At 36.1% G+C, this 22,952-nt stretch carries 22 protein-coding genes, 2 pseudogenes and 1 riboswitch; of the genes and pseudogenes, 8 read left to right on the plus strand and 16 right to left on the minus strand.

All coding sequences use genetic code 11. The annotated features are described in order from the left end of the window. Positions 1-117 precede the first annotated feature (117 nt). From RDN22_RS07130 to RDN22_RS07160, 7 genes and pseudogenes are all read right to left on the minus strand, one after another. Complete coding sequence (locus RDN22_RS07130; protein ID WP_308557024.1) at positions 118-471, minus strand: hypothetical protein; 354 nt, start codon at positions 469-471, stop codon at positions 118-120. 218 nt (positions 472-689) lie between these two features. Then, complete coding sequence (locus RDN22_RS07135) at positions 690-1,892, minus strand: L,D-transpeptidase family protein (protein ID WP_308557026.1); 1,203 nt, start codon at positions 1,890-1,892, stop codon at positions 690-692. A 74-nt stretch (positions 1,893-1,966) separates the two neighbouring features. Continuing rightward, positions 1,967-2,524 carry an ECF transporter S component gene (locus tag RDN22_RS07140; protein ID WP_308557028.1) on the minus strand — a complete coding sequence of 186 codons (558 nt, stop codon included), beginning with the start codon at positions 2,522-2,524 and terminating at the stop codon, positions 1,967-1,969. A 2-nt stretch (positions 2,525-2,526) separates the two neighbouring features. Continuing rightward, positions 2,527-3,366 (minus strand): PfkB family carbohydrate kinase, encoded by an 840-nt coding sequence (locus RDN22_RS07145; RefSeq protein ID WP_308557030.1) that lies wholly within the window; start codon positions 3,364-3,366, stop codon positions 2,527-2,529. 69 nt (positions 3,367-3,435) lie between these two features. Beyond that, positions 3,436-4,512: pseudogene (locus RDN22_RS07150) on the minus strand (serine hydrolase domain-containing protein). A gap of 135 nt (positions 4,513-4,647) precedes the next feature. Then, on the minus strand, positions 4,648-5,262 hold the full coding sequence (locus RDN22_RS07155; protein WP_308557032.1) for a sugar O-acetyltransferase: 615 nt from the start codon (positions 5,260-5,262) through the stop codon (positions 4,648-4,650). Positions 5,263-5,331: 69 nt separating this feature from the next. Continuing rightward, on the minus strand, positions 5,332-5,775 hold the full coding sequence (locus tag RDN22_RS07160; protein ID WP_308557034.1) for a GNAT family N-acetyltransferase: 444 nt from the start codon (positions 5,773-5,775) through the stop codon (positions 5,332-5,334). Positions 5,776-5,865: 90 nt separating this feature from the next. On the opposite strand from RDN22_RS07160, the gene RDN22_RS07165 reads away from it, so the two are divergent. Then, positions 5,866-6,498, plus strand: coding sequence for a phosphatase PAP2 family protein (locus RDN22_RS07165; protein WP_308557036.1), 633 nt, complete (start codon positions 5,866-5,868; stop codon positions 6,496-6,498). A gap of 257 nt (positions 6,499-6,755) precedes the next feature. Here RDN22_RS07165 and mmuM read toward each other — a convergent pair whose 3' ends face one another. From mmuM to recQ, 3 genes are all read right to left on the minus strand, one after another. Continuing rightward, positions 6,756-7,751, minus strand: a complete 996-nt coding sequence (mmuM, locus tag RDN22_RS07170) for a homocysteine S-methyltransferase (protein WP_308557038.1) — start codon at positions 7,749-7,751, stop codon at positions 6,756-6,758. Between the two features lie 111 nt (positions 7,752-7,862). After that, complete coding sequence (locus RDN22_RS07175; RefSeq protein ID WP_308557040.1) at positions 7,863-8,315, minus strand: flavodoxin; 453 nt, start codon at positions 8,313-8,315, stop codon at positions 7,863-7,865. 127 nt (positions 8,316-8,442) lie between these two features. Next, a complete protein-coding gene (gene recQ, locus RDN22_RS07180) occupies positions 8,443-10,221 on the minus strand; it encodes a DNA helicase RecQ (protein WP_308557042.1) in 1,779 nt (592 codons plus the stop codon). Positions 10,222-10,351: 130 nt separating this feature from the next. Between recQ and RDN22_RS07185 the strand changes: the two genes are divergently transcribed. From RDN22_RS07185 to RDN22_RS11385, 3 genes and pseudogenes are all read left to right on the plus strand, one after another. Further along, a complete protein-coding gene (locus RDN22_RS07185; RefSeq protein ID WP_308557044.1) occupies positions 10,352-11,692 on the plus strand; it encodes a potassium transporter TrkG in 1,341 nt (446 codons plus the stop codon). A gap of 43 nt (positions 11,693-11,735) precedes the next feature. Continuing rightward, positions 11,736-11,985: pseudogene (locus RDN22_RS11380) on the plus strand (NAD-binding protein); the annotation flags it as partial. Between the two features lie 69 nt (positions 11,986-12,054). Further along, positions 12,055-12,354: a cation:proton antiporter regulatory subunit gene (locus RDN22_RS11385; RefSeq protein ID WP_374043092.1), complete on the plus strand. Its 300-nt coding sequence runs from the start codon at positions 12,055-12,057 to the stop codon at positions 12,352-12,354. Positions 12,355-12,429: 75 nt separating this feature from the next. On the opposite strand, the gene RDN22_RS07195 is transcribed toward RDN22_RS11385, so the two are convergent. Both RDN22_RS07195 and RDN22_RS07200 read right to left on the minus strand, forming a co-directional pair. Next, a complete protein-coding gene (locus RDN22_RS07195; protein WP_308557046.1) occupies positions 12,430-13,692 on the minus strand; it encodes a methionine gamma-lyase family protein in 1,263 nt (420 codons plus the stop codon). Between the two features lie 12 nt (positions 13,693-13,704). Beyond that, entirely contained in the window at positions 13,705-15,798 is a 2,094-nt protein-coding gene (locus tag RDN22_RS07200; RefSeq protein ID WP_308557048.1) for a putative ornithine decarboxylase, read from the minus strand. Between the two features lie 229 nt (positions 15,799-16,027). Here RDN22_RS07200 and RDN22_RS07205 point away from each other — a divergent pair, with 229 nt between their 5' ends. After that, positions 16,028-17,500: an amino acid permease gene (locus RDN22_RS07205; RefSeq protein ID WP_308557050.1), complete on the plus strand. Its 1,473-nt coding sequence runs from the start codon at positions 16,028-16,030 to the stop codon at positions 17,498-17,500. Between the two features lie 33 nt (positions 17,501-17,533). On the opposite strand, the gene RDN22_RS07210 is transcribed toward RDN22_RS07205, so the two are convergent. After that, positions 17,534-18,022 carry a pyridoxamine 5'-phosphate oxidase family protein gene (locus RDN22_RS07210; protein ID WP_308557051.1) on the minus strand — a complete coding sequence of 163 codons (489 nt, stop codon included), beginning with the start codon at positions 18,020-18,022 and terminating at the stop codon, positions 17,534-17,536. Positions 18,023-18,201: 179 nt separating this feature from the next. Here RDN22_RS07210 and pepV point away from each other — a divergent pair, with 179 nt between their 5' ends. Continuing rightward, complete coding sequence (pepV, locus tag RDN22_RS07215; RefSeq protein ID WP_308557053.1) at positions 18,202-19,608, plus strand: dipeptidase PepV; 1,407 nt, start codon at positions 18,202-18,204, stop codon at positions 19,606-19,608. A 527-nt stretch (positions 19,609-20,135) separates the two neighbouring features. Here pepV and crcB read toward each other — a convergent pair. Both crcB and RDN22_RS07225 read right to left on the minus strand, forming a co-directional pair. After that, positions 20,136-20,510, minus strand: a complete 375-nt coding sequence (crcB, locus tag RDN22_RS07220; RefSeq protein ID WP_308557055.1) for a fluoride efflux transporter CrcB — start codon at positions 20,508-20,510, stop codon at positions 20,136-20,138. A gap of 1 nt (position 20,511) precedes the next feature. Then, positions 20,512-20,844, minus strand: a complete 333-nt coding sequence (locus tag RDN22_RS07225; RefSeq protein ID WP_374043091.1) for a CrcB family protein — start codon at positions 20,842-20,844, stop codon at positions 20,512-20,514. A gap of 99 nt (positions 20,845-20,943) precedes the next feature. Beyond that, a riboswitch (Fluoride riboswitch) is annotated at positions 20,944-21,002 on the minus strand. Positions 21,003-21,147: 145 nt separating this feature from the next. On the opposite strand from RDN22_RS07225, the gene RDN22_RS07230 reads away from it, so the two are divergent. Next, the gene (locus RDN22_RS07230) at positions 21,148-21,963 is read left to right on the plus strand and encodes an integrase (protein ID WP_308557059.1); all 816 of its coding nucleotides are present in this window, start codon (positions 21,148-21,150) and stop codon (positions 21,961-21,963) included. Positions 21,964-22,040: 77 nt separating this feature from the next. Continuing rightward, positions 22,041-22,811 (plus strand): low temperature requirement protein A, encoded by a 771-nt coding sequence (locus RDN22_RS07235; RefSeq protein WP_308557061.1) that lies wholly within the window; start codon positions 22,041-22,043, stop codon positions 22,809-22,811. Positions 22,812-22,835: 24 nt separating this feature from the next. On the opposite strand, the gene RDN22_RS07240 is transcribed toward RDN22_RS07235, so the two are convergent. Then, positions 22,836-22,952: IS3 family transposase (locus RDN22_RS07240; protein ID WP_308554877.1), on the minus strand; the 117-nt coding region annotated here is incomplete at its 5' end.

Here is a 22,952-nt window from a genome sequence, read left to right on the forward strand (position 1 = left end):
TTGTTCTTTATTAAATTTAGTCATAATAAAAGACCCAAAAGTGTCTAACTTTTGGGTCTCACTTCATTTAGCATTGATATATCAACATTTTCTTTTTCTTAAATTTTCTATATTTAATTACTTTTCAAACCAATCCCAATCGTCGCCAACAGTATGAACGCCGCTATCTTCTTCGTCTTCTGCAGAGCTGATCTTCTCTACTCCTGTAGGACGCTCAACAGTATATTCACCGCGGCTATTTTGCTTAACGATTGCTTCAAATTGAACAACGTCGCCTTTTTCAAGGTTCAGTTCCTTAAATGCTTTACTCATCCGCAAAGCAATTTGCTTAACGACAACATTGTCTTCATTATTAACAGTTAAATTTTGAAAAATTCCCTTACGATCATCAGGACGCAAAAAGGTTGCAGTAAAAATACGGCGATCACCATCTGCATATTTTGCAAGTTTTTCATTATAAATATCGATCATTTTTCAAAATCCTCTTTTCTTACAATGTTTACTATAACATTCTTTTTATAGTTATTAACATTTATTTATAAAAAAAGCCGCAGCAACATACATAACGTTACTGCGACTTTAGCGAGATTTATAATGAAGAAAATAGGTTATGTAATAATCACTTCAGGAGGAAGGATTTTTATCCGGCCACCTGTTATGGTAGTCCTATTTCTTTCATTTGTTAAATCTTATTCATAAATAATTACTGGTTCATTCTTAGAAATGTTGTTCCAAACGCTTCTAATTTCACTTGGCTTAACATTTACACATCCATGAGAACCACCCTTTAAGTAAGCTTTCTTACTCCAGTCAGTTCTCCAGCTAGCATCGTGGAAACCACATCCGCTCAAAGTAAATGGCATCCAGTAGTTAACAGGTGAGGCATAGCTTGAGCCATCATCGTTACTACCGCGCAAGGTAGCATTTCTTTGCTTGTAGTGGATGTACCAAACACCTCTTGGAGTTTGATCACCCTTGCTACCTTCCATCGTACCGGTAACAACGTCTTTCAAGTGAACCTTAAGCTTGCCGTTTCTTACTAACCAAACTTCCTGTTTCTTTAAAGAAACAACGGCATAAGTATTACCAATTTCTTGGTTGGATCTGCCGTAACCATGGGCATAAGTACTGTAACCCAAGCCATAGATAGCATCAGCACCATCAAAAGTAGTCTTGCCTTTGGCAAAAGCATTAAGCAAAAGACGACGAGTCTTTTGAACATAAACGCCCCAACCCCAAGTCTTGTTTTTAACCGTAATGGTCTTACCCTTTACCTTGTTGCCAACTGGGACAGTAAACTTGTAACTTCTGTGCAAAGTCGAAACTTCTTTATCAATTTGGTTTAACTTTGCAGTTAATTTACTAGTATCACCAAATTGGTATTTACCATCTTGGTAAGAAACATCGTTTAAAAGCTTACTTGCCTTTAACTTATATGTCTTACCATTAATCTTGTAGTTAATAACTGTTTTCTTAAGCTTATTTAGCTTGTTTTTAGCAGTAGCTAAATTCTTAGTAGTATAGCTGTAGCTCTTGTCTGATGGCGTCTTAGTTTGTTGTTTTTTAAACAACTCACTAGTTTCTTGCTCATCAATTGAACTAGTAGTGCTATAACTATACACTAATTTATTATCTTTTAATTTAACTACATTCTTGGCATTCTTGTTAATCTTATCTGTAGCCTTTTGAACAGTTAACTTACCTACTTTAACCCCATCAATTTTGACATTAGGATTAAAGTGAGTTCGTGCAAACTTTTCAGCTGCAGTCTGTGTAGCAACACGATGATTATGAATGCTAAAGCCGGCAATGATACCAATGATAATGATTAATCCGATCGCTAAGATGATCAGATTATTTCGTTTATTCTTTTTCTTCAAATCTTCGTTCATGATTCTATCCTTTTTAATAAATCAATAATTTTAATATAGCACCCATAAATGCACGTGTAAAATCTATTGTTTGATTAATGTGCCTTTTTCATAATAGCTTTGATCGAGTCTTTAAGAGCAAAGTATAAAATTGGCGTACAAATTGCAGTAGAAATAGAGTTAATCACAGTCGCTGGCAAGCTGACGAAGGCTCCAATATAAGCAACCTGCAGACTAGTACCCACCATCAATGCTTCAACAATTGATACGCAATATGTAGTGAAGATTTTGGTTACACCAGCAATGATACCTAGAATAATAATATTTTTCTTAGTATCTTGATAATTCATCCCTTTAAAAACAGCGGTTAAAACTGTCGCTACAACCACAACTTCTAACATAGTAAGCCATGAAGTTGCTGCATAACCGTTAAGCAGATCGAATCCGCCAAGGCCAATAATTCCGGCAATCATTCCATTACGATAGCCTAGATAAAGGATAGCCACTGCAGTCAAGGTGTTGCCAAAGTGAATAAATGGACGACCCACCATGGCTGGTACAGGGATACGTAAAACCCAGATACCAATATAAATAATTGCCGCAAATAAACCAGTAAATATTAAAGATTGTAATGAATTAATGTCTTTTCTCATTTTTATTCGTTATTATCCTTCTTTTTTATCTCTTTTAGTAAATCCAGCATCCCTGCCGCATAGTTTGGACCAAGGCGTTTATCTTGCACAGGCGTATTGATAATTGCCTGCTCTACAAAATCAGCTGCAATTGAGCAGCTTCTCTCTAGCTTAATGCCATGCAAATATGCCGCTAAGAGACTACTGGCAAACATGTCGCCTGTACCAAAGAAAGAACCTGGCAACTTCTTTTGAATTAGTGACCATTCTCTTTGCTCAGTAATTCCGATTTCTGCAATTTTTTCATTGGTCAAATTAATTCCAGTGATGATCACATTCGGCACTGCAAAGCGTTCAACCAATTTTTGCGCTAATTCTTTTGCATTTTTTATTGTTGGCATTGGAACTTCTTTATCTAATAAAAACGCTGCTTCTGTCATATTCGGCGTTAAAACTGTTGCCTTTGGCAACAATTGCCGCATTTTAGCAATATATTCATCATCTAAACCGCGATACATTTTGCCATGATCAGCCATTGCAGGATCAAGCAAAAAATTCTCTTTCTTATGCTTTATCTGATCAATATTTTTCAGCCAAAAATCAATTGCTGGATTGCCTAAATAACCTAAATACAGTGCATCAAATTCTAGATCAATCTCTTGCCAATGATGTAGAATCTTCTCCATTTCATCATTTAGATCATAGCAAGTATTATGACTAAAGCCCGTATGCGTCGACAGTATTTCGGTAGGCAAAACTGTCGGCTTAAGTCCGCTAGCTCCCAGAATAGGCAAGGCTACTGATAATGAAACTTGACCTGCACATGACAGATCTTGACTAATTAAGACTCCTCCATTGACCATTTTTTCACCTCTAACAAAAAATCCTGCTATTAGTTTACCATAAGTTAGTAGCAGGATTAAAATATTATTTTACTTTGCGCTAAAAGTATTAGCTTGAATGTGGTTCAAAATTTGGTAACCAATAGTCTTGTTTCTGTTTTCATCGTTTTGAGTTTGGTTCAAGAACATGATTAAACCATTCTTGTTATCACTAGTTAATTGAACCCAATTACCAAAGTGAGTGTTGTAAAGGTTACCATAAGCTGACTTAAGGTTTCCCTTAATGTACATACCACCTGAGTAACCATTTGAAGTCTTAGAACTCAAGTTAGTCATATAGTTATATTCAGCTTGATCCAAAATCTTACCGTTAGTCAAACCCACTTGAATCTTGTAGTAATCCATTGGTGTTGAGAACAAGTTGCCGGCACCAACAAGCTGTGAAGCTTGTTGCTTTTTAACATATTGAGCCCATTGATAGTTCTTAGAATTCCAAGTATAAGAAATACCATCGGTCATGCCAGAAGGAATATCTTCAAGGAAGTATGTTCTCTTCAAACCTAATGGGTTAATAACACGTTCTTGCACATTTTGCTTGTAAGACTTACCCGTTACTTGGCGAATAATGCCAGCAAGTAAAATGTAGTTGGTATTGTTATAAGAAAACTTACCAGGCGTATTTTGAGTAGTTGAATTCAACTTATTAACTACCCAGTTGATTGCGTCGCTTTCAGAATAGATGCGGCCACGGTTAACTTCGGTATCAGTTGCCTTAAGACCAGAAGTATGAGTCATCAAATTGCCGACAGTGATGTTAGAAGCACCCTTTAAATTAGGATACCAATTAGAAATCTTGGTATCTTGAGTGAATTTTCCATCATAAATTAGCTGCGTAATAATTGCGGCAGTGATCACTTTTTGAAGTGAACATACTGGATACACAACTTTGCTGTTTCCTGCACCAAGACGCTTGCCATAATAGCCATAACCATAACTAATTTATTGAGGATGACCATCTTTAACAACTACAGTAGTTCCTCTTGCATAATAGTTAGCAATGGTTTTTCTGACAAAACTGCGCATCTCAGTTTCATCGTATGCGGCACTAGCAGTCTTAGAATTTGCCACTGCAGCAATTGGCAAAGCAGAAACTGCAGCTAGCGAAATTGCTGTCTTCGTTAATACTTTCTTTAGCTTAAAATGTTTCGTTTTAGAACCCTCCAGAAATGTTAATTTCCCTACAGCATAATATTAGCATTTATTTTTTTCATTGGAGTTACAGATTAGATAAAAATTATCTATCTAATATGGATAATTCTTTAAACGATCCTTTTCTGATAAAGTTCTAATTACTTTCGCAGGTACGCCGACAGCTAATGAGTTATCAGGAATATCCTTAGTAACTACAGAACCTGCACCAATCACGCAGTTGTTGCCGATTTTTACACCAGCACAAACAGTAACATTGCTTGCAAGCCAGCAGTTATCGCCAATAGTAATTGGAGCGCCGTATTCAATATCTGCAACTTTTCCATCTTCTTGCATTCTAGGATTTCTTTGATCGGCAAGTAAGGGATGTAGTGGCGTAGCTAAAGTAGTGTTAGGACCAAACATTACATTTTTACCGATAGTAATTGGGCAAGTGTCCAAAATAGTTAAGTTGAAGTTAGCATAAAAGTTGTCGCCTAATTTGGTGAAGCGACCGTAATCTACTTCAATTGGTCCTTGCAAATAAACATTTTTACCATGGTCTGGGAAAAGCTTATCGATGATAGCGTTTCTTTCTAGCTTATCTTCATCGGCAGTCATATTGTAGTCACGTGACAAGCGATGAGCTAAACTTGAAAACTTACCTAACTCTTCTGTATCAGGACGATATGGCTTACCTGCCAACATATTTTTGGTATTTTTTTCCATTAATAAATCCTCTAAACTTTTACTTTTATCAATATCTATTTTATCTGAATTATTAAAAAAGTGGACAGCCTATATTTTCTTTTGCAGATAAATCATGTCAACTAATTGATGACCACATTCAATTATTGGATGGTCATAATTATCGGTGAAGAAATTACGTACTCGGTGCGATTTTTTGAAGCCGCATTTTTCATAAAAGGGAATCGTCAATGGACTATCGCCAGTGCCCACCTGAACAATTTCATACTTTCCTTTATATTTTTCGCATACAAAATCGATTAATTTTTTGGCATAACCATGTCCTTGATATTCAGGAGTAGTCGCAATATTTTTGATCTCTAAAATTCCATCTTCATCAGTAACGACGCATTCGCTCATAACTATTCCACGATCTGTTAGAACGTACATCGTTCCTCGGTTGAGGTATTTATCGACCATGCTTTCTTGCTCATCGGCTAAAAGAAGCAATGATATGTATTTTTTCTTATTCTGCTTTATTTCTTTGACTTCCATCTTGACCTCATTTTCAAGAAAAATGTTATTCACCAACGATTCTATGATACACTCTTAGTTGTTACAAAATTAAAATTATCGAGGAAGAAAATGCGAAAGAAAAATATCACAGCTATTTGTGTAGGATTGCCAATCTTCTTGATTTTGGCAATCTCAATTATGATGCATGCAAGCTGGATCAATGGATTCGACAATTTCTTTGAGCAACTAGTTCATACTATCCCCGGATTAAAGGGATTAATGCTCAAGATTACGTTCCTTGCCGATACCAAAGTTGATCTGGTTTGGATGCTGCTTATTGCTATAATTCTATGGATAAAAAAGCAACGTCCCCTCTCGCTCAGTATTGTAGTTTCTTTAATTACAGCTGATGCGTTTGGTTGGATTGTTAAACATGTTGTTCAACGTGCTCGTCCTGCAGCACACCTTGCAGTAGATGACGGCTTTAGTTTTCCAAGTGGACACACTTTAGGCATGTCAATCATCGTCTTTTGGTTGATGCTTATCCTAATTCCAGCTTTGGTTAAAAATAGAACCACTAGAATTTGGTTAAACGTTCTATTAAGTGTCTGGCTAGTTTTAGTTATGATCTCAAGAGTTTACGTTTACGCACACTTCCCATCAGACGTTTGCGGCTCAGTCGCCCTTGGTTTGATGTGGATTGGTATCGTTGACGCTATCTGGGACAAGGTAACACCTAGAACACCGAAAAATGATTTCTAAACAAAAATGACCACTAGTTTTAGTGGTCATTTTTTATTGCAAAAGAAAAAGTCACTAAGGAAAATGTCCTTAATGGCTTTTCTACACCTTCAAATTTCTTCCTATCAGCAGATGCCATAAGAGACATCTTGCTTAGCCTTTTCATCCTCGGAGCGCTCATCACACGCTCCGCTATTATAATAGCAAATTCTCGAAAAAAATAAAAGAGATTTGTTTTGCAATTGTCAATATTTTTATTGCAAACATATATCTAATAATTACGCATGTGAACTACGTGATTTCATCAAATTATCATTCAATTTCAGATCTGTTTGTTCTTTACTTTTTTGATTATTTAAAGTCTTGTAAAAGGCAGAAATTTGACTAATTTCCTTAACACCAGTTGAACAGCATCCCCCAATTATGCGGGCACCATGTTCATACCATTCTTTACTCAGCTTGCCAAAATCAAACTTAGCATTAAACGGAATCCAGTTTCTTTCGAATTCGTTATATACACCACCCAAATTTGGATAAACGATAATTGGTTTCTTGCTAAATTCACGCATTTTATCAATTGCTGCCGTTGCTAAAAATGGCTTGAAGCAATTTGCACCAACGGCAAAAACTTGATCATATTCATTTAGCTTTTCCATTACTTTTTTCAAAGGCGTACCATCACTAATCTTAGTCGTGTCATGCAATGTAAAACTAGCATATACTGGCATTTCAGGTGCGTTTTCTTTTAACCAATCCAAAATTGCCACAACCTCGTCAAGTTTAGGCTGGGTTTCAATTGCCAAACAATCTGGCTTATTTTGCAAAAGCACCTTTAATCTTGGCAAATGAAAATTCAAGTACTGCTTTTGAGTTAATTCATAATCGCCGCGAAATTCATCGCCTTCAGCCAAATATGCACCATATGGTCCAACTGATGCAGCTACATAATTATGAATTCCAGTTTGTTTTTCAAAATCATCGCGTGCCTTTTTAGCTATCTTTACTGCACTAGCAATCATTTCTTTAGCCTTATCTTCAGAATAGCCATGCTTAACAAAAGCTTGCACATTTGCTTGATAAGTATCAGTGATTGTCATTTGTGCACCAGCTTTAAAATAGTTCATATGGACTCGGTAAACTTTGTCTAAATCATTTTCCAAAGCTACTGCCGTCCATAAGTCTGTATTAGTATCAATCCCTTGTTTTTCAAGTGCTGTAGACATAGCACCGTCTAGAACTAGCCCCTTATTGGAAACCTGATTAATTAAGTTCATATCTTCACCTTATTCACATTAATATATTAATAAAGTGACTAAATCAACTATTAATTCTCAAGCAAAACAAAAAAGCAGCATCCGCTGCTTTACATAATAAATTTTATTTAATTACTTTACCCAGTCATTAACTTCGCTGTCATCGCGTGCAACGCCGATAACATTTAAGCCGTCTGCCCATTCCTTAAAGTGACTGGTATATGCTTTGTGGTTAGTACCTGCAGAAGTAAAGAATGATGCAACTTCACCTCTGTAGTTCTTCATTTTTTCAAGTAATGACTTAATTGGGGTTGCAGGATAGCCTGACCAAACAGGACTACCTACTAAAATCAAATCATATTTATTAAAGTCAATATCCTTAAGTTGAGCCTCAGGATAATCTTGCTTTCCTTGAATTTGATCTAATGCGATGTCATTAGTCTTATACTGGTCTGAATCAAAGGTGCCATCAGCTACTGTTACTTCTTCGAGATCACTATCAGCAATTTCATTATTAATCTTTTCTGCCATCTTCTTGGTATTGCCTGACCATGAGTAATACAAAATTAATGTCTTTTTAGCCATAACGTAATCCTTCTTTCGTTTACCCCTATTGTAATAAAAAAGATAGTAATACGCCAACATAAAATTGGTCATTTTGCAATAAATTTAAAATTGGTATAGTTGCTATCTGTAAATAAATTACCGTATTTTACTTAGCATCAGCATATTTTTGGATAGCTTGAAGCATGACATCACCATATTTTTTCATCTTAGCTTCACCCACACCATTTACTTCTAGGAATTCATCTTGATCACGTGGTTTGATTTTAGCCATATCGTGCAAGCTGCGGTCTGAAAAAATCATAAATGCTGGTACTTTCTGCTTTTGAGCAATCTGCCAACGCTTTTTTCTTAATACTTCAAATAAGCTAGTATCTTCATCTTGATCAAAGACGTAAGTCTTCTTTTGCACTTTGGCAATTCGTCTTTTTACCGTGAGTTTATTATCAAGCACATCCCAACCGCGATTAGTTACGTGAACCAGTGGATATTTAGTACCTTCGATTTCTAAATACCCAGAAGCAATCATGTAGTCAATTAAACTAACAGTTTCTTTTTGATTTAATTTAAGACTGCCAAAATGATCATATTGCTTAGCATTAATATCGCGCATTTTTTGACTATCTGAACCAGTTAAGCATTGCGCTACAACATTTTTACCAAAGCGGCCATCTAGTTCATAAATCATGGCAATTACTTTTTTGGCATCAGCAGTAATATCTACTAAGTCGTCTTGGTTTAAGCAATTCGAACATTTACCGCATGGCTCGCAATTTTGCCCAAAGTATTGAACTATAAACTGTTGTAAGCATTCACCGGTATTTGCATAATCAGTGATCGACTGCAATTTTTGATACTGCAACTCACGATATTTTTCACTAGCATCAGATTCATCAATAAAGTAGCGATACTGCCTTAAATCACCTGGATGATAAATCATGATCGCTTCGCTTTCTTCACCATCACGTCCGGCTCTTCCGGCTTCCTGATAATAGCTTTCGATATTTCTAGCACTTGAAGCGTGGATAACGAAGCGCACGTTGCTCTTGTCTATCCCCATACCAAAAGCATTGGTTGCTACAATTACTTGAATATGATCAAACTGAAATGCTTCTTGAACATTTTCTCTTTCTTTATTTTCCATTCCGCCATGGTATGCGCCAACAGAGATTTCATTTTTAGCTAAATAATCAGTTAATTCTTCTACCTTTTTACGCGTATTGGTATAGATGATCCCTGCTTCGTCGGGATGTTTTTTAATGTATTCAGCGATATACAACCTAGTATTTTGAGGAGAGTTAACTACCTTAAAGCTCAAATTTGGTCTAGCAAATGAAGTAATAATCGTATTTTCTTTAGGAATATTTAACTGTGCACTAATATCATCTTGAACAGCGGGCGTAGCCGTGGCAGTTAATGCCAAAACATTAGGCTTACTTTTCAAAGAAGTGATTCCTTCGTATATTTGACGATACGCTGGACGGAAATCGTGTCCCCATTGAGAAATGCAGTGGGCTTCATCAACTGCAACTAAATCAATGTCTAGGAAATTAAGCTGATATCTAAAATAATCCATTGCCAAACGCTCTGGTGTAATATAAATCAACTTGATTTTGCCTTCATAAGCTTGACGTAAAATTGGATTTACCTCTTCTTGTGGCGTAGTTGAATTCAATGCTGCAGCATTAATGCCATTTTGCTTTAAGCTATCTATTTGATCTTTCATTAATGAAATTAAGGGTGAAATGACTAAGGTAACACCAGAATTCATTAAAGCTGGTACTTGATAACAAAGTGATTTTCCCGCACCAGTTGGCATCACTGCTAGTACATTTTGCTTTTTTAAAACTAAATCGATAACCTGCTTCTGTCCTGGCCGAAATTCATCATAGCCATAGACCTTTTTTAATACTTTTTCTGGATTCATTGAAGTGACCTAACTATTAAAAATACTAGCTCCATTTTAGCAGAGTATGATAACAAGCAGAAAATAATCTTAATTATCACATGAATGGCTTATAATTAAATTATTCTACCAAGAGAAAGAAGGAAAAAACTTGATACATCTTTTTCATCGGCGTATCACCTTTTCACTAGCTTTAACTGTTGGCTTTTTAGTGACTATCCTCATCGGCAGTATTTTACTATCACTACCCTTTGCAGATAAAGCAGGAAAAGCCACAGCATATTCCGATGCACTTTTCACTGCTACATCCGCTGTTTGTGTTACCGGACTAAGCACAGTTACTACAGCAACTCATTGGTCCTTTTTTGGTCAATTAATTATCATGTTATTAGTTGAAGTAGGTGGTTTAGGCTTTATGACCTTTGCTGTTATGCTTAGCAATTTTGCTCATCAACGCTTAAGCTTAGGAGCAAGAATGTTAACCGGTGAAGCACTTAATCTTAATCACCTTTCCCAATTTAGAGTAGTGCGTTTAATCATCCGACTATCTTTAATTATCCAACTAGTAGGAGCAATATTGCTATACTTTGCTTTAGGGCCACGCTTAGGAGTTGGAAAAGGTATTTGGTACAGCATTTTCCACTCAGTAGCAGCTTATTGTAACGCGGGCTTTGACCTATTTGGCCCATCACTTGAACAGTTAAACAATAATCCTTATGTTTTAACTGTGATCATGTTTTTAATTGGTGCTGGATCATTTGGGTTCTTAGTATGGCGCGATCTTTTAACTTATCATATTCGCCATAAACTTAGTCTGCACACCCGCTTTGCATTAACCGTTGGTTTTATTATCTTGGTTTTATCAATAATTGGATTTTTATTCAGTGAAGAAAATCTTAAGCAATTTAGCGGTAGTTTAGATGGCGTCCAACGCTTTTTCAATACACTGTTTTTAGCAGTAACACCAAGAACTGCCGGATTCTTCTCTGTTCCTTATACCAAACTCAGCACTGCCGGAATCGTACTTACAATTATTTTAATGTTCATCGGTGGTACTCCAGGTTCTACTGCAGGTGGGGTTAAAACCTCAACAATTGGAATTCTTTTCTTGCAATGTATCGGTACATTCACAGGAAAAGATGCTGCCTTTTCTCATCGTAGATTTACTCGCAACAATATCAACCGTGCATTAACACTATTCTTTTCCGCAATTCTATTAATCATTTTAGCCACATTATTACTCACCATGACTCAGCCATCCTTAGCTCATAATGGTGTTACTAAGGCTGTCTTTGAAGCAGTCTCCGCATTCGGGACCGTTGGCTTAACGCTAGGCCTTACCCCACAGCTCAATTTATTCGGAAAAATCATTATTATGGCTTTAATGTTTATTGGACGAGTTGGAATTTACACTTTCATGTATTCAATCTTTATGTCACACCCTTCAAAACAAAGCTATCGTTATCCAGAGGAGGAAATTATCATTGGCTAATTCACAACAAAGTTTCGCCGTTTTAGGTTTAGGAAAATTTGGAATGGCATTAACTGTAGCTCTTTTAAAAGCTGAACAAGACGTATTAGTAATTGATTCAAACGAAGAAGCAATTAATGATGTTGCTCACCTAGTTACACACGCTGTAATTGCGGACGCAACTGATGAAGAAGAATTGCGTGATCTTGACATCGGTTCATTTGATCATGTTTTTGTTAGAAAACGTAGAAGGTAGCATTATTGCCACGATGTTAGCTAAGAAGCTTGGTGCTCCTGATGTTACTACGCGTGCCAATAATCACAACCACCGTTTAGTTCTAGAAAAAATCGGCGCTGATCACGTAATTGAGCCAGAGCAAGACATGGCACGGCAATTGATTTTCCGTCAGCTTCATCCTAACGTAGTCAACTACTTCAATATTTCTAAGCATATTTCCTTAGTTGAAGTCAGCGTTGAAAATCCACGCTTCTTTAATAAGTCACTTGGTGAACTTGATTTTCGTAAAAACTACGATGTTAACGTCATTGCAATTGTTCACGATGGCAAATTAAACCAAGTGCCACTTGCTGATGATATTATTTATCCGCATGATCAAATCACTTTGATTGGCTCTAATGAAGCCGTTCAAAGGATTAATCAGATTTTACAAGAAGACGATTAATTAAAAAATATCCATGAAAAAACTGCCTTGAAAAATTACTTTCAAGACAGTTTATTTTTTGTTTAATTTTTTATTTTACTTATAGAATGTTTCTTCAACTGCATGAGTAATGGCAATCTTATCATGAGCATAAGACAAGCCACCTTGGATATACAACATGTATGGATCACGAAGTGGACCATCAGAAGAAAGTTCGATAGTTGAGCCTTCTACAAATGAACCAGAAGCCATAACAACTTCATCTTCGTAACCATCTTGGTGATATGGAATTGGATCAACGAATGAGTTCATTGGTGAGTAGTGTTGAATAGCTGCACAGAACTTAACCATTGGATCTGGTTTACCGAAAGTAACGGTTTGAACAATATCGCTTCGAGGATCGCTCCACTTAGGTGAAACTTCCATGCCCATTTCTTCCAAAAGTGCGGCAGTAAATACCATACCCTTTTGAGCTTCACCAGTAGTATGTGGTGCCATGAAGAATCCTTGGTAAATATCACGTAAGTAACCCCAAGTTGCACCTTCGCCTTTACCTGCACCTGGAACTGTTAAACGAGAACCAGCACCATCAATTAAATCTTGACGACCTACTAAAAAGGCACCACCTTTAACCAAGCCCGCACCAGCATTCTTGTAAAGTGAACCAGCCATCATATCTGCGCCGTAGAAAGTTGGTTCTTCATATTCTGAAAATTCACCGTAACAGTTATCAATAAAAATATTAACGTCAGGACGAACTTCCTTAATGAACTTAAGCATCTTCTTGATCTTGTCCATAGTGAAAGTCTTACGAGTAGCATAACCAAGAGATCTTTGAATAGCTACGACCTTAATCTTGTCATCTTGAAGATCTTTTCTAGCCTTTTCATAATCTACTTGACCATCATCTGTTAATTCGGTGGTCTTAAAGTTAATGCCCCATTCTTTCATGTTGCCTGGTTTGTTACCTGCTAAACCAATAACTTCTTGAATGGTGTCATATGGAGTACCAGTCAAGTAGTAAAGGGTGTCTCCTGGACGAAGCATACTGAAAAGACCAACAGTAATTGCGTGTGTACCTGAACCAAATTGTGGTCTTACTAAGGCATCATCAGTCTTGAAGTAGTCAGCATAAATATCTTCGATCTTGTCACGGCCAATATCGTCATAGCCATAACCAGTTGATGGAACTAAGTCTTCTTCACCAACATGGTGTTTTCTGAATAAATCAAGTACACGTTGTTGGTTGTACAAAACTTGTTCATCAATTTCTTCAATTCGAGGTTGAATCATCTTTTCAACCTTAGTAACCTTTTCCTTTAAATCTTCAGGTAAATTTTCTTTCCAAGAAAAACTCATTCTTCATCCCTCTTATTTCTTAATAACTTCTGCTTGCACTTTTAATGTGCCATCATCATTTTGATCCAAATATACACCTTGAATTTCAGGTACAAAGCCCGGGAACTTCTCAATTGCATGTGCCAAAACTTCAAAGTACTTTTGGTCAACCTTGCCCCATTTTTCACCAGGAGCCACGATGAACACACCTGGTGGGTATGGCAAAGCACCTTCTGCAGCAACTTTACCAACTACATCCTCAAGGTCAACTACTTCATTTTCATTACGCTTAAACATTTGGTCAGCTTCTGAAGGAGTCATTTCGTAGTCTTGCATCCCTGGCTTCTCAAATAATTCTTGTTGCAGAACAAACGTATTGTTGTCTTTGTAGTATTCATGCATTTCTTGGCAAAGCTGCTTAACAGTATAGCCCTTGTAGCGATCAGGATATTCTTTATACAAAACTGGAAGTACATCCTTAACCAAAGCATCTTCGTTATAGTACTTTTCAAACTTCAAGAATGCATCAAGCAAAGTATCTAATTCTTCTTGAGTATCTCCCGGAGTGAGCAAGAACAAAAGTGAGTTCAAATCATTTTTAGCGCGAATGATATGATTTTCCATCAAAAATTCAGCTACAACTGCACCTGGAATACCCTTTTCAGTATATTTAGCATTCTTTACATCGATACCTGGCGTTTTTACCGTAATCTTAAGCGGATCGATCATTGCTTCGCCTTCACCCATCTTAGTGAAGCCGTGCCAATTATCTTCTCTACTCATATTCCAATATTTAGCGTTAGTTGCTAGTTCATCTGTTGGAATATCTAAGAAGTTATCTGGAACAAATGGCTTAAACAATTTGGATTTCTTTAAAAGTTCCTTGCGCCATTCAATGCCCATGCGTAAGATCTTGTCCCACCACTTCTTGTTACCTTCGCCTGCAGTAACGTAAGAGTTAACAGTCAATGAAGCATACAAAGGATATGCGTATGATGAAGTTACAAACTTCAAATATTCATGATTAAAGTGCTTGTGGTCAACGTAGCGCTTTTGACCCTTAATATGAGAATCTTTCTTTAAAATTTGTGAAGCTTGAGCCATACCAGCTTGTTGCTTATGCAATGATTGAGTTACCAAAATACCAGGATCATCAGGTCCTAAGTTAAGCAAAAGTGGTGATAAGTGTTCCATGATTGGGACAAATTCTTCAAAACCGCCCCATGCACAGTCAAACAAGATGTAGTCACAAAGCTTGCCAATCTTATCAAGAATCCACTTAGCATCATAAAAGACACCATCATAAGTTTCAGCTTGAACAATAGCTAATCTGAATGGACGCTTGGCTTTAGCCTTTTCTGGATCAACTTTAGCAATTTCAGAACGAATTTTATCTTCTGTTAAGAAATCAGGATCCATTTCTCCAATTAAACCTAAAGCATTACGATCAGTTGGAATATAAACTGGCTTAGCACCGCTCATTACCAAAGCACTGTTATATAAAGATTTATGGTTATTGCGGTCAAATAATACTAGATCGCCTTCAGATAAAAGTGCACTAGCACAAATAGAGTTGGCACTAGTTGTACCGTTAGTACAGAAATATACTTTATCTGCATGATAAGTTTTAGCAGCTAACTTTTCTGCATCAAGAGGCGTACCTGCATGAGTCATCGTATCGCCTAATTGAGGCACTGTATCACTCGTATCAGCAAACATTAAATTCTTGCCGAAGAACTTGTTAAAAACTCGACCAGCGGGATGCATATCGTAATATTGGCCATTGTGGTGACCAGGTGTAGTAAAACTGATTGGCTTAGCTGATGCAAAGTTAATTAAATCAGTTAAAAAACCTGGCACCATCTTTTGTTCATAATCTTTTGCAGCCTTATTTATTTTTTCAATGTCTGCTTGAGTAGTTTGACCATCTACCTCAACAACAGGAATAGGAAAATCGGATTGTGCACGTAATTTTGCTGCCTCCTGTTTAGCAACTTGATCACCGTTTTTGATCACAATCGCAGCCAGTTCAGCGCTATTTTCGATTTGATCAAGCGGAACAGATGCCCAATCTCGCAATTGACTAATATTTACTCCATTTCCAATAGCAATTTTTAAAAGATCCATATTTTCCCTTTCCAATTTCATTACAAATTAAAGTTACATATTGCAAATCTTATATAAATCTTTATAATCTTTTTACAGTATGCTGTAAATGCAGCTAAGAATCGTAACTTACAGTACACATCATTATATAAATATTGGGGGTTTTAAACAAGTGCACTTGCCATGTTCTCCTCCGCAGGGATAGATTAGTTTTTTTACAATTGAATAAATTCTTGGAGGAAAATATTTTATGTCAGAAGAAATCGAAACCATTAATTTCGAGCCGGGCAAAAAGCATTACATGAAATGGCCGGTTATCGCTTTAATCGACTTCGTAACTATTATCAGTTTTGAAAACATCTTTTACCCATTTCAAAACCAAGGTTTATCTGTAGTTGTTTCTTGGATATTCCTTTTATTTGCTTACGTTATCCCTTACGCATTGATGTCTAGTCAAATGGGATTAACTTTCAAAGACCAAGCTGGTGGTCTTGCTTCTTGGGTTCGTCACTCATCTAACGATACTTTAGGTTACTGGACTTCATGGATGTACTGGGTACAAACTGTTCCTTACCTTGTTGACGTTTCCAACTCAGTTATTGTTTCATTCTCTTGGATTATTTTGGGTAATAACACCTTGGACAAGCACATGTCCACTTTTGCATTCGGTATTTTAACTTTCGTAATTATCTTGGTATTCATCTTAGTTGAAAATGCCATTAAGAACTCACTAGAACTTCTTTCCCTAATCGGTGGTGGTGCTATGTTCATCATGTCCATGCTGTTTGTTTTACTTGCAGTTTGGGCTGTAATGCACGGTCACCATATTGCTACTCAACCATTCAACTTGAGTGCATTTAAACCATCATTTAGTTTGAGATACTTCTCAACTACTGGTTTGTTAATCTTCGCTATGTCAGGTGCTGAATTAGCTGCTCCTTATATTGTTCAAATGCGTGATCCAAAGCACGAATTTCCTAAGGCTATGTGGATGTTAGCTATCATGACTGGTTTCTTAACCATCTTTGGTACTTTAGCATTAGCTATATTCTTTAACGCTCACCACATTCCACATGACTTCAAGATGAACGGTCCTTACTATGCTTTCCAACTTTTAGGTGAAAGTTTAGGCTGGGGCAAGGTATTAATGTACATCTTTGCTGTTGTTCAAGCTATCTTCATGATGGCTCAATTAGCTGTTTTACTTGATGCATCAAGTCGTGTATTTGCTGGTGACGTTGCTGATAAATACATGCCTAAATGGCTTACTGGTAAAAAGGACAAGACTGGTCGTCCAGTTCACTCATATACTTTGACTTGTGGCTTGGCATTATTCTTGCTTTTGCTTACCGGTACTTTACCAAACATCAATTCAATTTATAACTGGTTATTAAACATTAACGGTATTATTTCACCATACAAGACCTGTTGGGTATTCTTCGCATTCGTAATGCTTCGTATGCACCAAGAAAAATTCCACTCAGATTACGTCTTCATTAAAAACAGAACTGGTGCCTTGATCATGGGCTGGTGGTGCTTGATCTTCACCTTTATCTGTGCCACTTTAGGATTCATTCCTCAAGAAGCTGAAGCAACATTTGGTAGTGCCGCATTTAACCACCAATTACTCATGAACATCATCACAGTTATCGTGCTCTTTGGTTTAGGTTTCTTATTGCCATGGCTTCGTAAACGCGAAGAAAAGCGCGAAATGAATATGTAAAATCATTTTATATACAACATAAAAAAGAGTCGGTTAAACCGGCTCTTTTTCGTTTACAAAATCAAATTGTTTCTGAAAGACACGACCGTTTCTTAAGTCATATACTGACCCTAGAATTGGCGTGAGTGCAAATGCACGCAGCGCATCTAAATCTTCTGTTTTATCATCATAAATATGACGCAATTCTGGTTTAATTTCTAGAATTTCATCCAGATATGATGGACTAATTTCATCGACATATCCTTTAAGCGTAAAACCAACGCTGCTTGGTATATCTCTACCACGCAGAGCAGTAAGACAAACGCGGTTGTTACCCTTAATGTTGCGATAGAAATTCTTTTTATTCGTAGTTGCGAAGATTAAACGGTTGTCTTCTCTAAAATCTAAATCGACAATGCTTGTATGTGGCTCACCATTTTGGTCAACTGTACCAAAGATTACGGAGTGAAAACAAGCAATGATTAAGTCTAAAAAATCATCGTTAGTTAAATTGTTGTCTAAACTGGGAACATGTTGTCTCATAATTTTATCCAATCTATTTTTAACCTTACCTATATTTCTACGAATAATTATATATATATTTGAAAACGATTACTATTTTAATGCTCAGGAAAAACAATATTAATATTCCCTTAATCATTGCCAAAAATGCTTTTTTTCGATAAAATTAAACTAACTAAAAATAAGAAAAGAGGATGAATATGGACTTAGACTACAAGAAACTTGCTCAAGCAAAAAAGGATGATATCTTACGTGACTTAGACGAATTAATTGCTATTGATTCATCAGAAGATTTAAACAATACTTCTAAGGAATACCCTGTTGGTCCTGGACCAGTTAAGGCAATGAAGAAGTTTTTATCTTTTGCTGAAAGAGATGGCTTTCATGTTAAGAATGTAGATAACTACGCAGGACGCGTTGACTATGGTGATGGTGATAAGCGTCTTGGTGTTATCGGCCACATGGATGTTGTTCCTGCAGGTGACGGCTGGGTAACTGATCCTTTCAAGATGCTTATTAAAGACGGCAAGATCATCGGCCGTGGTTCTGCCGATGATAAAGGCCCAGCTCTTGCAGCATATTATGGTATGCTTTTACTTAAAGAAGCAGGTTTTGAACCTAAGAAGAAGATCGATTTTATTGTAGGTACTAATGAAGAAACCAATTGGGTTGGTATTGATTACTACTTAAAGCATGAACCAACTCCTGATCAAGTCTTCTCTCCTGATGCAGAATTCCCAATCATTAACGGTGAACAAGGAATTTACACTTTAGTACTTAAGTTTAAAGATGACGATCAAAAAGGCTCAGTAGTTCTTAAAAAGTTTGAAGCTGGTATTGCTGAAAACGTAACTCCACAAAAGGCTTACGCTACTATCCAAGCTGACAATCTTGCAGAAATCAAGGCTAAATTTGATCAATTCTTAGCTGACAATAAGTTAGAAGGTCAATTCGACATTGACGACAATGTTGCTAAGATTGAATTAACTGGTCAAGGTGCCCACGCATCTGCTCCACAAGTTGGTCGCAACGCTGCAACTTTCTTAGGTTTATTCTTAGATCAATTTGATTTTGCAGGTCGCGACAAGAACTACATTCACTTCTTAGCAGATGTTGAACATGAAGACTTCCAAGGTAAGAAATTAGGCGTCTTCCACCACGATGATTTAATGGGTGATTTGTCTTCTGCTCCTTCTATTTTTGAATATGACGAAGATGGGGATGCAGTTCTTAAGGATAATATCCGCTACCCACAAGGCACTGATCCAGACACAATGGTAAAGCAAGTTACAGAAAAATTTGGTGACATTTTATCAGCAAGCTTCTCATCATTTGAAGAACCTCACTACGTACCAGGCGATGATCCATTAGTTCAAACTTTACTTAAGGTATATGAACGCCAAACTGGTAACAAGGGTCACGAAGTTGTTATCGGTGGTGGTACTTACGGCCGACTCTTTAAGCATGGTGTGGCATATGGTGCCCAACCTGAAGATGCACCAATGGTAATGCACCAAGCAAACGAATATATGAAAGTTGATGACTTGATTAATTCAATTGCTATTTATGCTGAAGCAATTTATGAATTAACTAAAGACGAAGACTAATTAGTCATAAAGATCTGACTTTATGAACCGAATCATTTTGATTCGGTTTTTTCTTTTTAAAATAAAAAATGAGCAGAGTTCATTTGCTCTTCTGCTCACTTTCGTAATATCTTCTTATAAAGATACTTACTGCAATAGCTGCTATAATTATGATCCACCTAAGGATTACGCTGATAACAGATTTATCACCTATCAGCTCAAGTAAAGCTCTGATACACTCAAAATCACCAAAAATATATAGCCCACTATCAATTATTGCAAAAATACTAAAACAGATAACAAATATCTTTAAAAATTTTTGTTTCATCATTAATCAAAACCTTTTCTCCAAGAATTTTTTAGTAACTTTAGATGAGTTACAGATTCCTTTTATTATATTTTTATTAAAACAGTATAATTTTGTTTTAAAAAATGTCAATAAAAAAAGATCATTCAAATGCGATAGAATCACAAATGAATGATCTATAAACCAAGTTATTAATTTTTCAATGCTTTAACTTAATGACATTGCAAAATTTTTATCCAAATTAAAATAATAAGCCTAAGTAATACCCAGCAAAAACTAAAATTAAACCGCCAAGATATGAAGCTAGTGCATAGAAAATAAGTCCGCGCCAGTTTCTGCTTTTATAAAGCTCGACTAGTTCTGTATTCATCGTTGAAAATGTCGTATCCCCGCCTAATACGCCGGTACCAACTATGGCATAAACGAATACATTAGCCTTCATACCGAAAACTAAGCCCAAGATAAAAGCACCAGTCAAGTTAATGAACAACGTTGGAATAGGCAAATTAGAGAATTTTTTGCCGATCCATTCCCAGTGTTTCTTACCATAATTAGTGATTGCATAACGAAGCATTGCGCCAAGGGATGCCCCTATTCCTGCTAAAAGTAAATTCAACTTAATCTTCCTTTCTCAATAATTGACCTGCATTTTTACCAACATACATGCCTATATACGCAAAAATGAATCCAAAAATAATTGAGCATACAAAGTAAATTAAGGCAGTTAATGGCATATTTGCTTGAATATTTTTCAACACGTCTAAGTTAAAAGTAGAAAAAGTCGTAAAGGCACCAACAAAACCTGTACCTAATCCTACAGTTAACCATTGATGCATAGTCTTAAATTCCATAAAGAAATATGTGAAAAATGCTAACAAAAAGCAACCAATGATATTTCCCCAAAAAGTACCATAAAAGCTAAAACTAGCATTTAAACTTGCACGTGCCATCCCTCCAAAAAAGGCAAAAAATGCGACACTAATATAATTACCAATTTTCGTAGACAAATTTAATTCCCCCAAACAAAAAACGTCCACTCCACCCCTCAGGGTAAAGTAGACGTCATTAGATTTCTCGGTTAATGGTGAACGTCATCACCTATTCAGTTAACAAAGAAAATAATACAACAAGCGTTAATTTCTATCAAGCTTTTTTCGGGTTGAACGTAGTGAAACCTAGATTTTTATAAATCTTGATTTAGTAACAATATACTTGAAAATGATATAATATTTTCTAGAAAGGATGATTTTTATATGAGCTTTCCTTATGAAAAAGAATTCCGCACATACTGCAAACAAAAAAAGAAATTAGCTGATTCAACTATCTCTTTAGCTGCTAAATCCATTACTACTTTTTGGAATTACTATGCAAGTAACGTTGGCGCTGACGCTAATGTTAACGACGTTAGAAGCGGCGATATTCGCAATTTTTTAGATTCACTTGAAACTCAGTTGCATTTTAAAAGCAACACGGTTAACAAATATCTGAGCCATATTAAAATGTATTTCGTCTTTTTAAGCGAGTATGGCTACATTATTACCTATCCTCTGTTAACTTTGCGAGGAAACAGATTTGATCGTAAGCAAAAATACATCATTAATTGGATGCCTTATCTGCCTGAATTGATCAAAAACAAATATATTCATCCCGATACTGTTAAGATGATGGCAGCAATTGCAGCTGGTTTTAAACCAAAAGAAATTATCGTTTTGAGAACCAGTGAGTTACTTAAACATCTAGATAACGAAGAGCTTAAAAAATACATCACTAGCCATACTAATTATGAAAAAAACTCTGACCCTTACTTATTTGCTCGTAAAAACGGTGAGCCTTATGCTTCAGACTTTAATGTTAACCAAAGAATTGCACCAGACAGACAAATAATTGGAATGCCGCTGACCACACATAAATTGCGCATGAGCTTTGTTTATTCGATTCTTTCTAATCATCAATTATCTGATAATGAAATATTGCATACTCTGCGAATCACTCTTAAATCACTTACTTACTATCGCAAAAATATGACTCTTTATGTTGAAACTGAAGATTTTACGTTAGATCAGAAATAATTTTTTCTCTTTTAATTACACTAGTATTTTTTATTTTCATAATCTAGAATATGAAAAAAGGGAGGAGAGATGAAATTATGGATAACTTACCTACTAAACGTGTTTCAATGATTGAATTATTTTACGACTTAGTCTTCGCGTATATGATTTCTCAAGCGACAGAATTACTTCATCATTTAGAGCACGGTGTAGTCAGTCCACTATCTTTTATTATTTTTGCAGTAGTCGTTATTGTCTTTATTAATTCATGGATGTTCCAATCAGTCTTTACTAATCGTTATGGCGAATCATCATGGCAAGATATACTCTTTTATTTTCTTGATATGGGTATTCTCCTGTACATGTCTAACGCATTTTCAGAGACTGATTTTTACCATCTACAACGATTTTTCCTAGCAGCTGGATTATTGTCATTAACTCTAATGATTGAATATCTAATTGTTTACTTTAAGAGTAATAATCAAAACGACAAGGCAATCGCTAGAACATTTGCACTAATTTTGTTATTAAGAACAGTAACACTCTTTATTGGTGGATTTTTTGATAATCATATCGGTCGCTGGGTGGCATTCCTCGGAATTATTATCAGTTGGCTATTACCAGCAACCACTGGAAAGTATACTCGTCGGCACCCAATTATCTTTTCTCACATACTGGAAAGATTAACATTATTGATAATCATTACCTTTGGAGAAACTATCATTGGGATTGCTGATTACTTTAAACCAGAAAATTTTGGTCTAGTATCAATCTTAATTTTTCTGATTGTAGCTACTTTGTACTTTAGCTACATTGTCGAATTTGATCATTTAATAAATGAAAAGCAAAGAAATGAAACAGGAAATTGAAGTGGGACCTAAAAAGTAGACATTTTAAAACATAGGATTAATAGAGGCTTGATTCCGATATTCTTTCGGAGTTAAGCCTTTTAATCTGCTCTTTATCCTTTCTTCGTTATAGTATTTGATATATTCCTCTATAGCTTGAGC

The sequence above is a fragment of the uncultured Lactobacillus sp. genome (genome assembly GCF_902491705.1).
GTDB lineage: Bacteria > Bacillota > Bacilli > Lactobacillales > Lactobacillaceae > Lactobacillus.

What these genes read in the sequence shown, in the direction of transcription:
- RDN22_RS07130 (WP_308557024.1), bottom strand. Translation starts at nt 471, where the DNA reads ATGATCGATATTTATAATGAAAAACTTGCAAAATATGCAGATGGTGAT.
- RDN22_RS07135 (WP_308557026.1), bottom strand. Translation starts at nt 1,892, where the DNA reads ATGAACGAAGATTTGAAGAAAAAGAATAAACGAAATAATCTGATCATC.
- RDN22_RS07140 (WP_308557028.1), bottom strand. Translation starts at nt 2,524, where the DNA reads ATGAGAAAAGACATTAATTCATTACAATCTTTAATATTTACTGGTTTA.
- RDN22_RS07145 (WP_308557030.1), bottom strand. Translation starts at nt 3,366, where the DNA reads ATGGTCAATGGAGGAGTCTTAATTAGTCAAGATCTGTCATGTGCAGGT.
- RDN22_RS07155 (WP_308557032.1), bottom strand. Translation starts at nt 5,262, where the DNA reads ATGGAAAAAAATACCAAAAATATGTTGGCAGGTAAGCCATATCGTCCT.
- RDN22_RS07160 (WP_308557034.1), bottom strand. Translation starts at nt 5,775, where the DNA reads ATGGAAGTCAAAGAAATAAAGCAGAATAAGAAAAAATACATATCATTG.
- RDN22_RS07165 (WP_308557036.1), top strand. Translation starts at nt 5,866, where the DNA reads ATGCGAAAGAAAAATATCACAGCTATTTGTGTAGGATTGCCAATCTTC.
- mmuM (WP_308557038.1), bottom strand. Translation starts at nt 7,751, where the DNA reads ATGAACTTAATTAATCAGGTTTCCAATAAGGGGCTAGTTCTAGACGGT.
- RDN22_RS07175 (WP_308557040.1), bottom strand. Translation starts at nt 8,315, where the DNA reads ATGGCTAAAAAGACATTAATTTTGTATTACTCATGGTCAGGCAATACC.
- recQ (WP_308557042.1), bottom strand. Translation starts at nt 10,221, where the DNA reads ATGAATCCAGAAAAAGTATTAAAAAAGGTCTATGGCTATGATGAATTT.
- RDN22_RS11385 (WP_374043092.1), top strand. Translation starts at nt 12,055, where the DNA reads ATGGCACGGCAATTGATTTTCCGTCAGCTTCATCCTAACGTAGTCAAC.
- RDN22_RS07195 (WP_308557046.1), bottom strand. Translation starts at nt 13,692, where the DNA reads ATGAGTTTTTCTTGGAAAGAAAATTTACCTGAAGATTTAAAGGAAAAG.
- RDN22_RS07200 (WP_308557048.1), bottom strand. Translation starts at nt 15,798, where the DNA reads ATGGATCTTTTAAAAATTGCTATTGGAAATGGAGTAAATATTAGTCAA.
- RDN22_RS07205 (WP_308557050.1), top strand. Translation starts at nt 16,028, where the DNA reads ATGTCAGAAGAAATCGAAACCATTAATTTCGAGCCGGGCAAAAAGCAT.
- RDN22_RS07210 (WP_308557051.1), bottom strand. Translation starts at nt 18,022, where the DNA reads ATGAGACAACATGTTCCCAGTTTAGACAACAATTTAACTAACGATGAT.
- pepV (WP_308557053.1), top strand. Translation starts at nt 18,202, where the DNA reads ATGGACTTAGACTACAAGAAACTTGCTCAAGCAAAAAAGGATGATATC.
- RDN22_RS07225 (WP_374043091.1), bottom strand. Translation starts at nt 20,844, where the DNA reads ATGGCACGTGCAAGTTTAAATGCTAGTTTTAGCTTTTATGGTACTTTT.
- RDN22_RS07230 (WP_308557059.1), top strand. Translation starts at nt 21,148, where the DNA reads ATGAGCTTTCCTTATGAAAAAGAATTCCGCACATACTGCAAACAAAAA.
- RDN22_RS07235 (WP_308557061.1), top strand. Translation starts at nt 22,041, where the DNA reads ATGGATAACTTACCTACTAAACGTGTTTCAATGATTGAATTATTTTAC.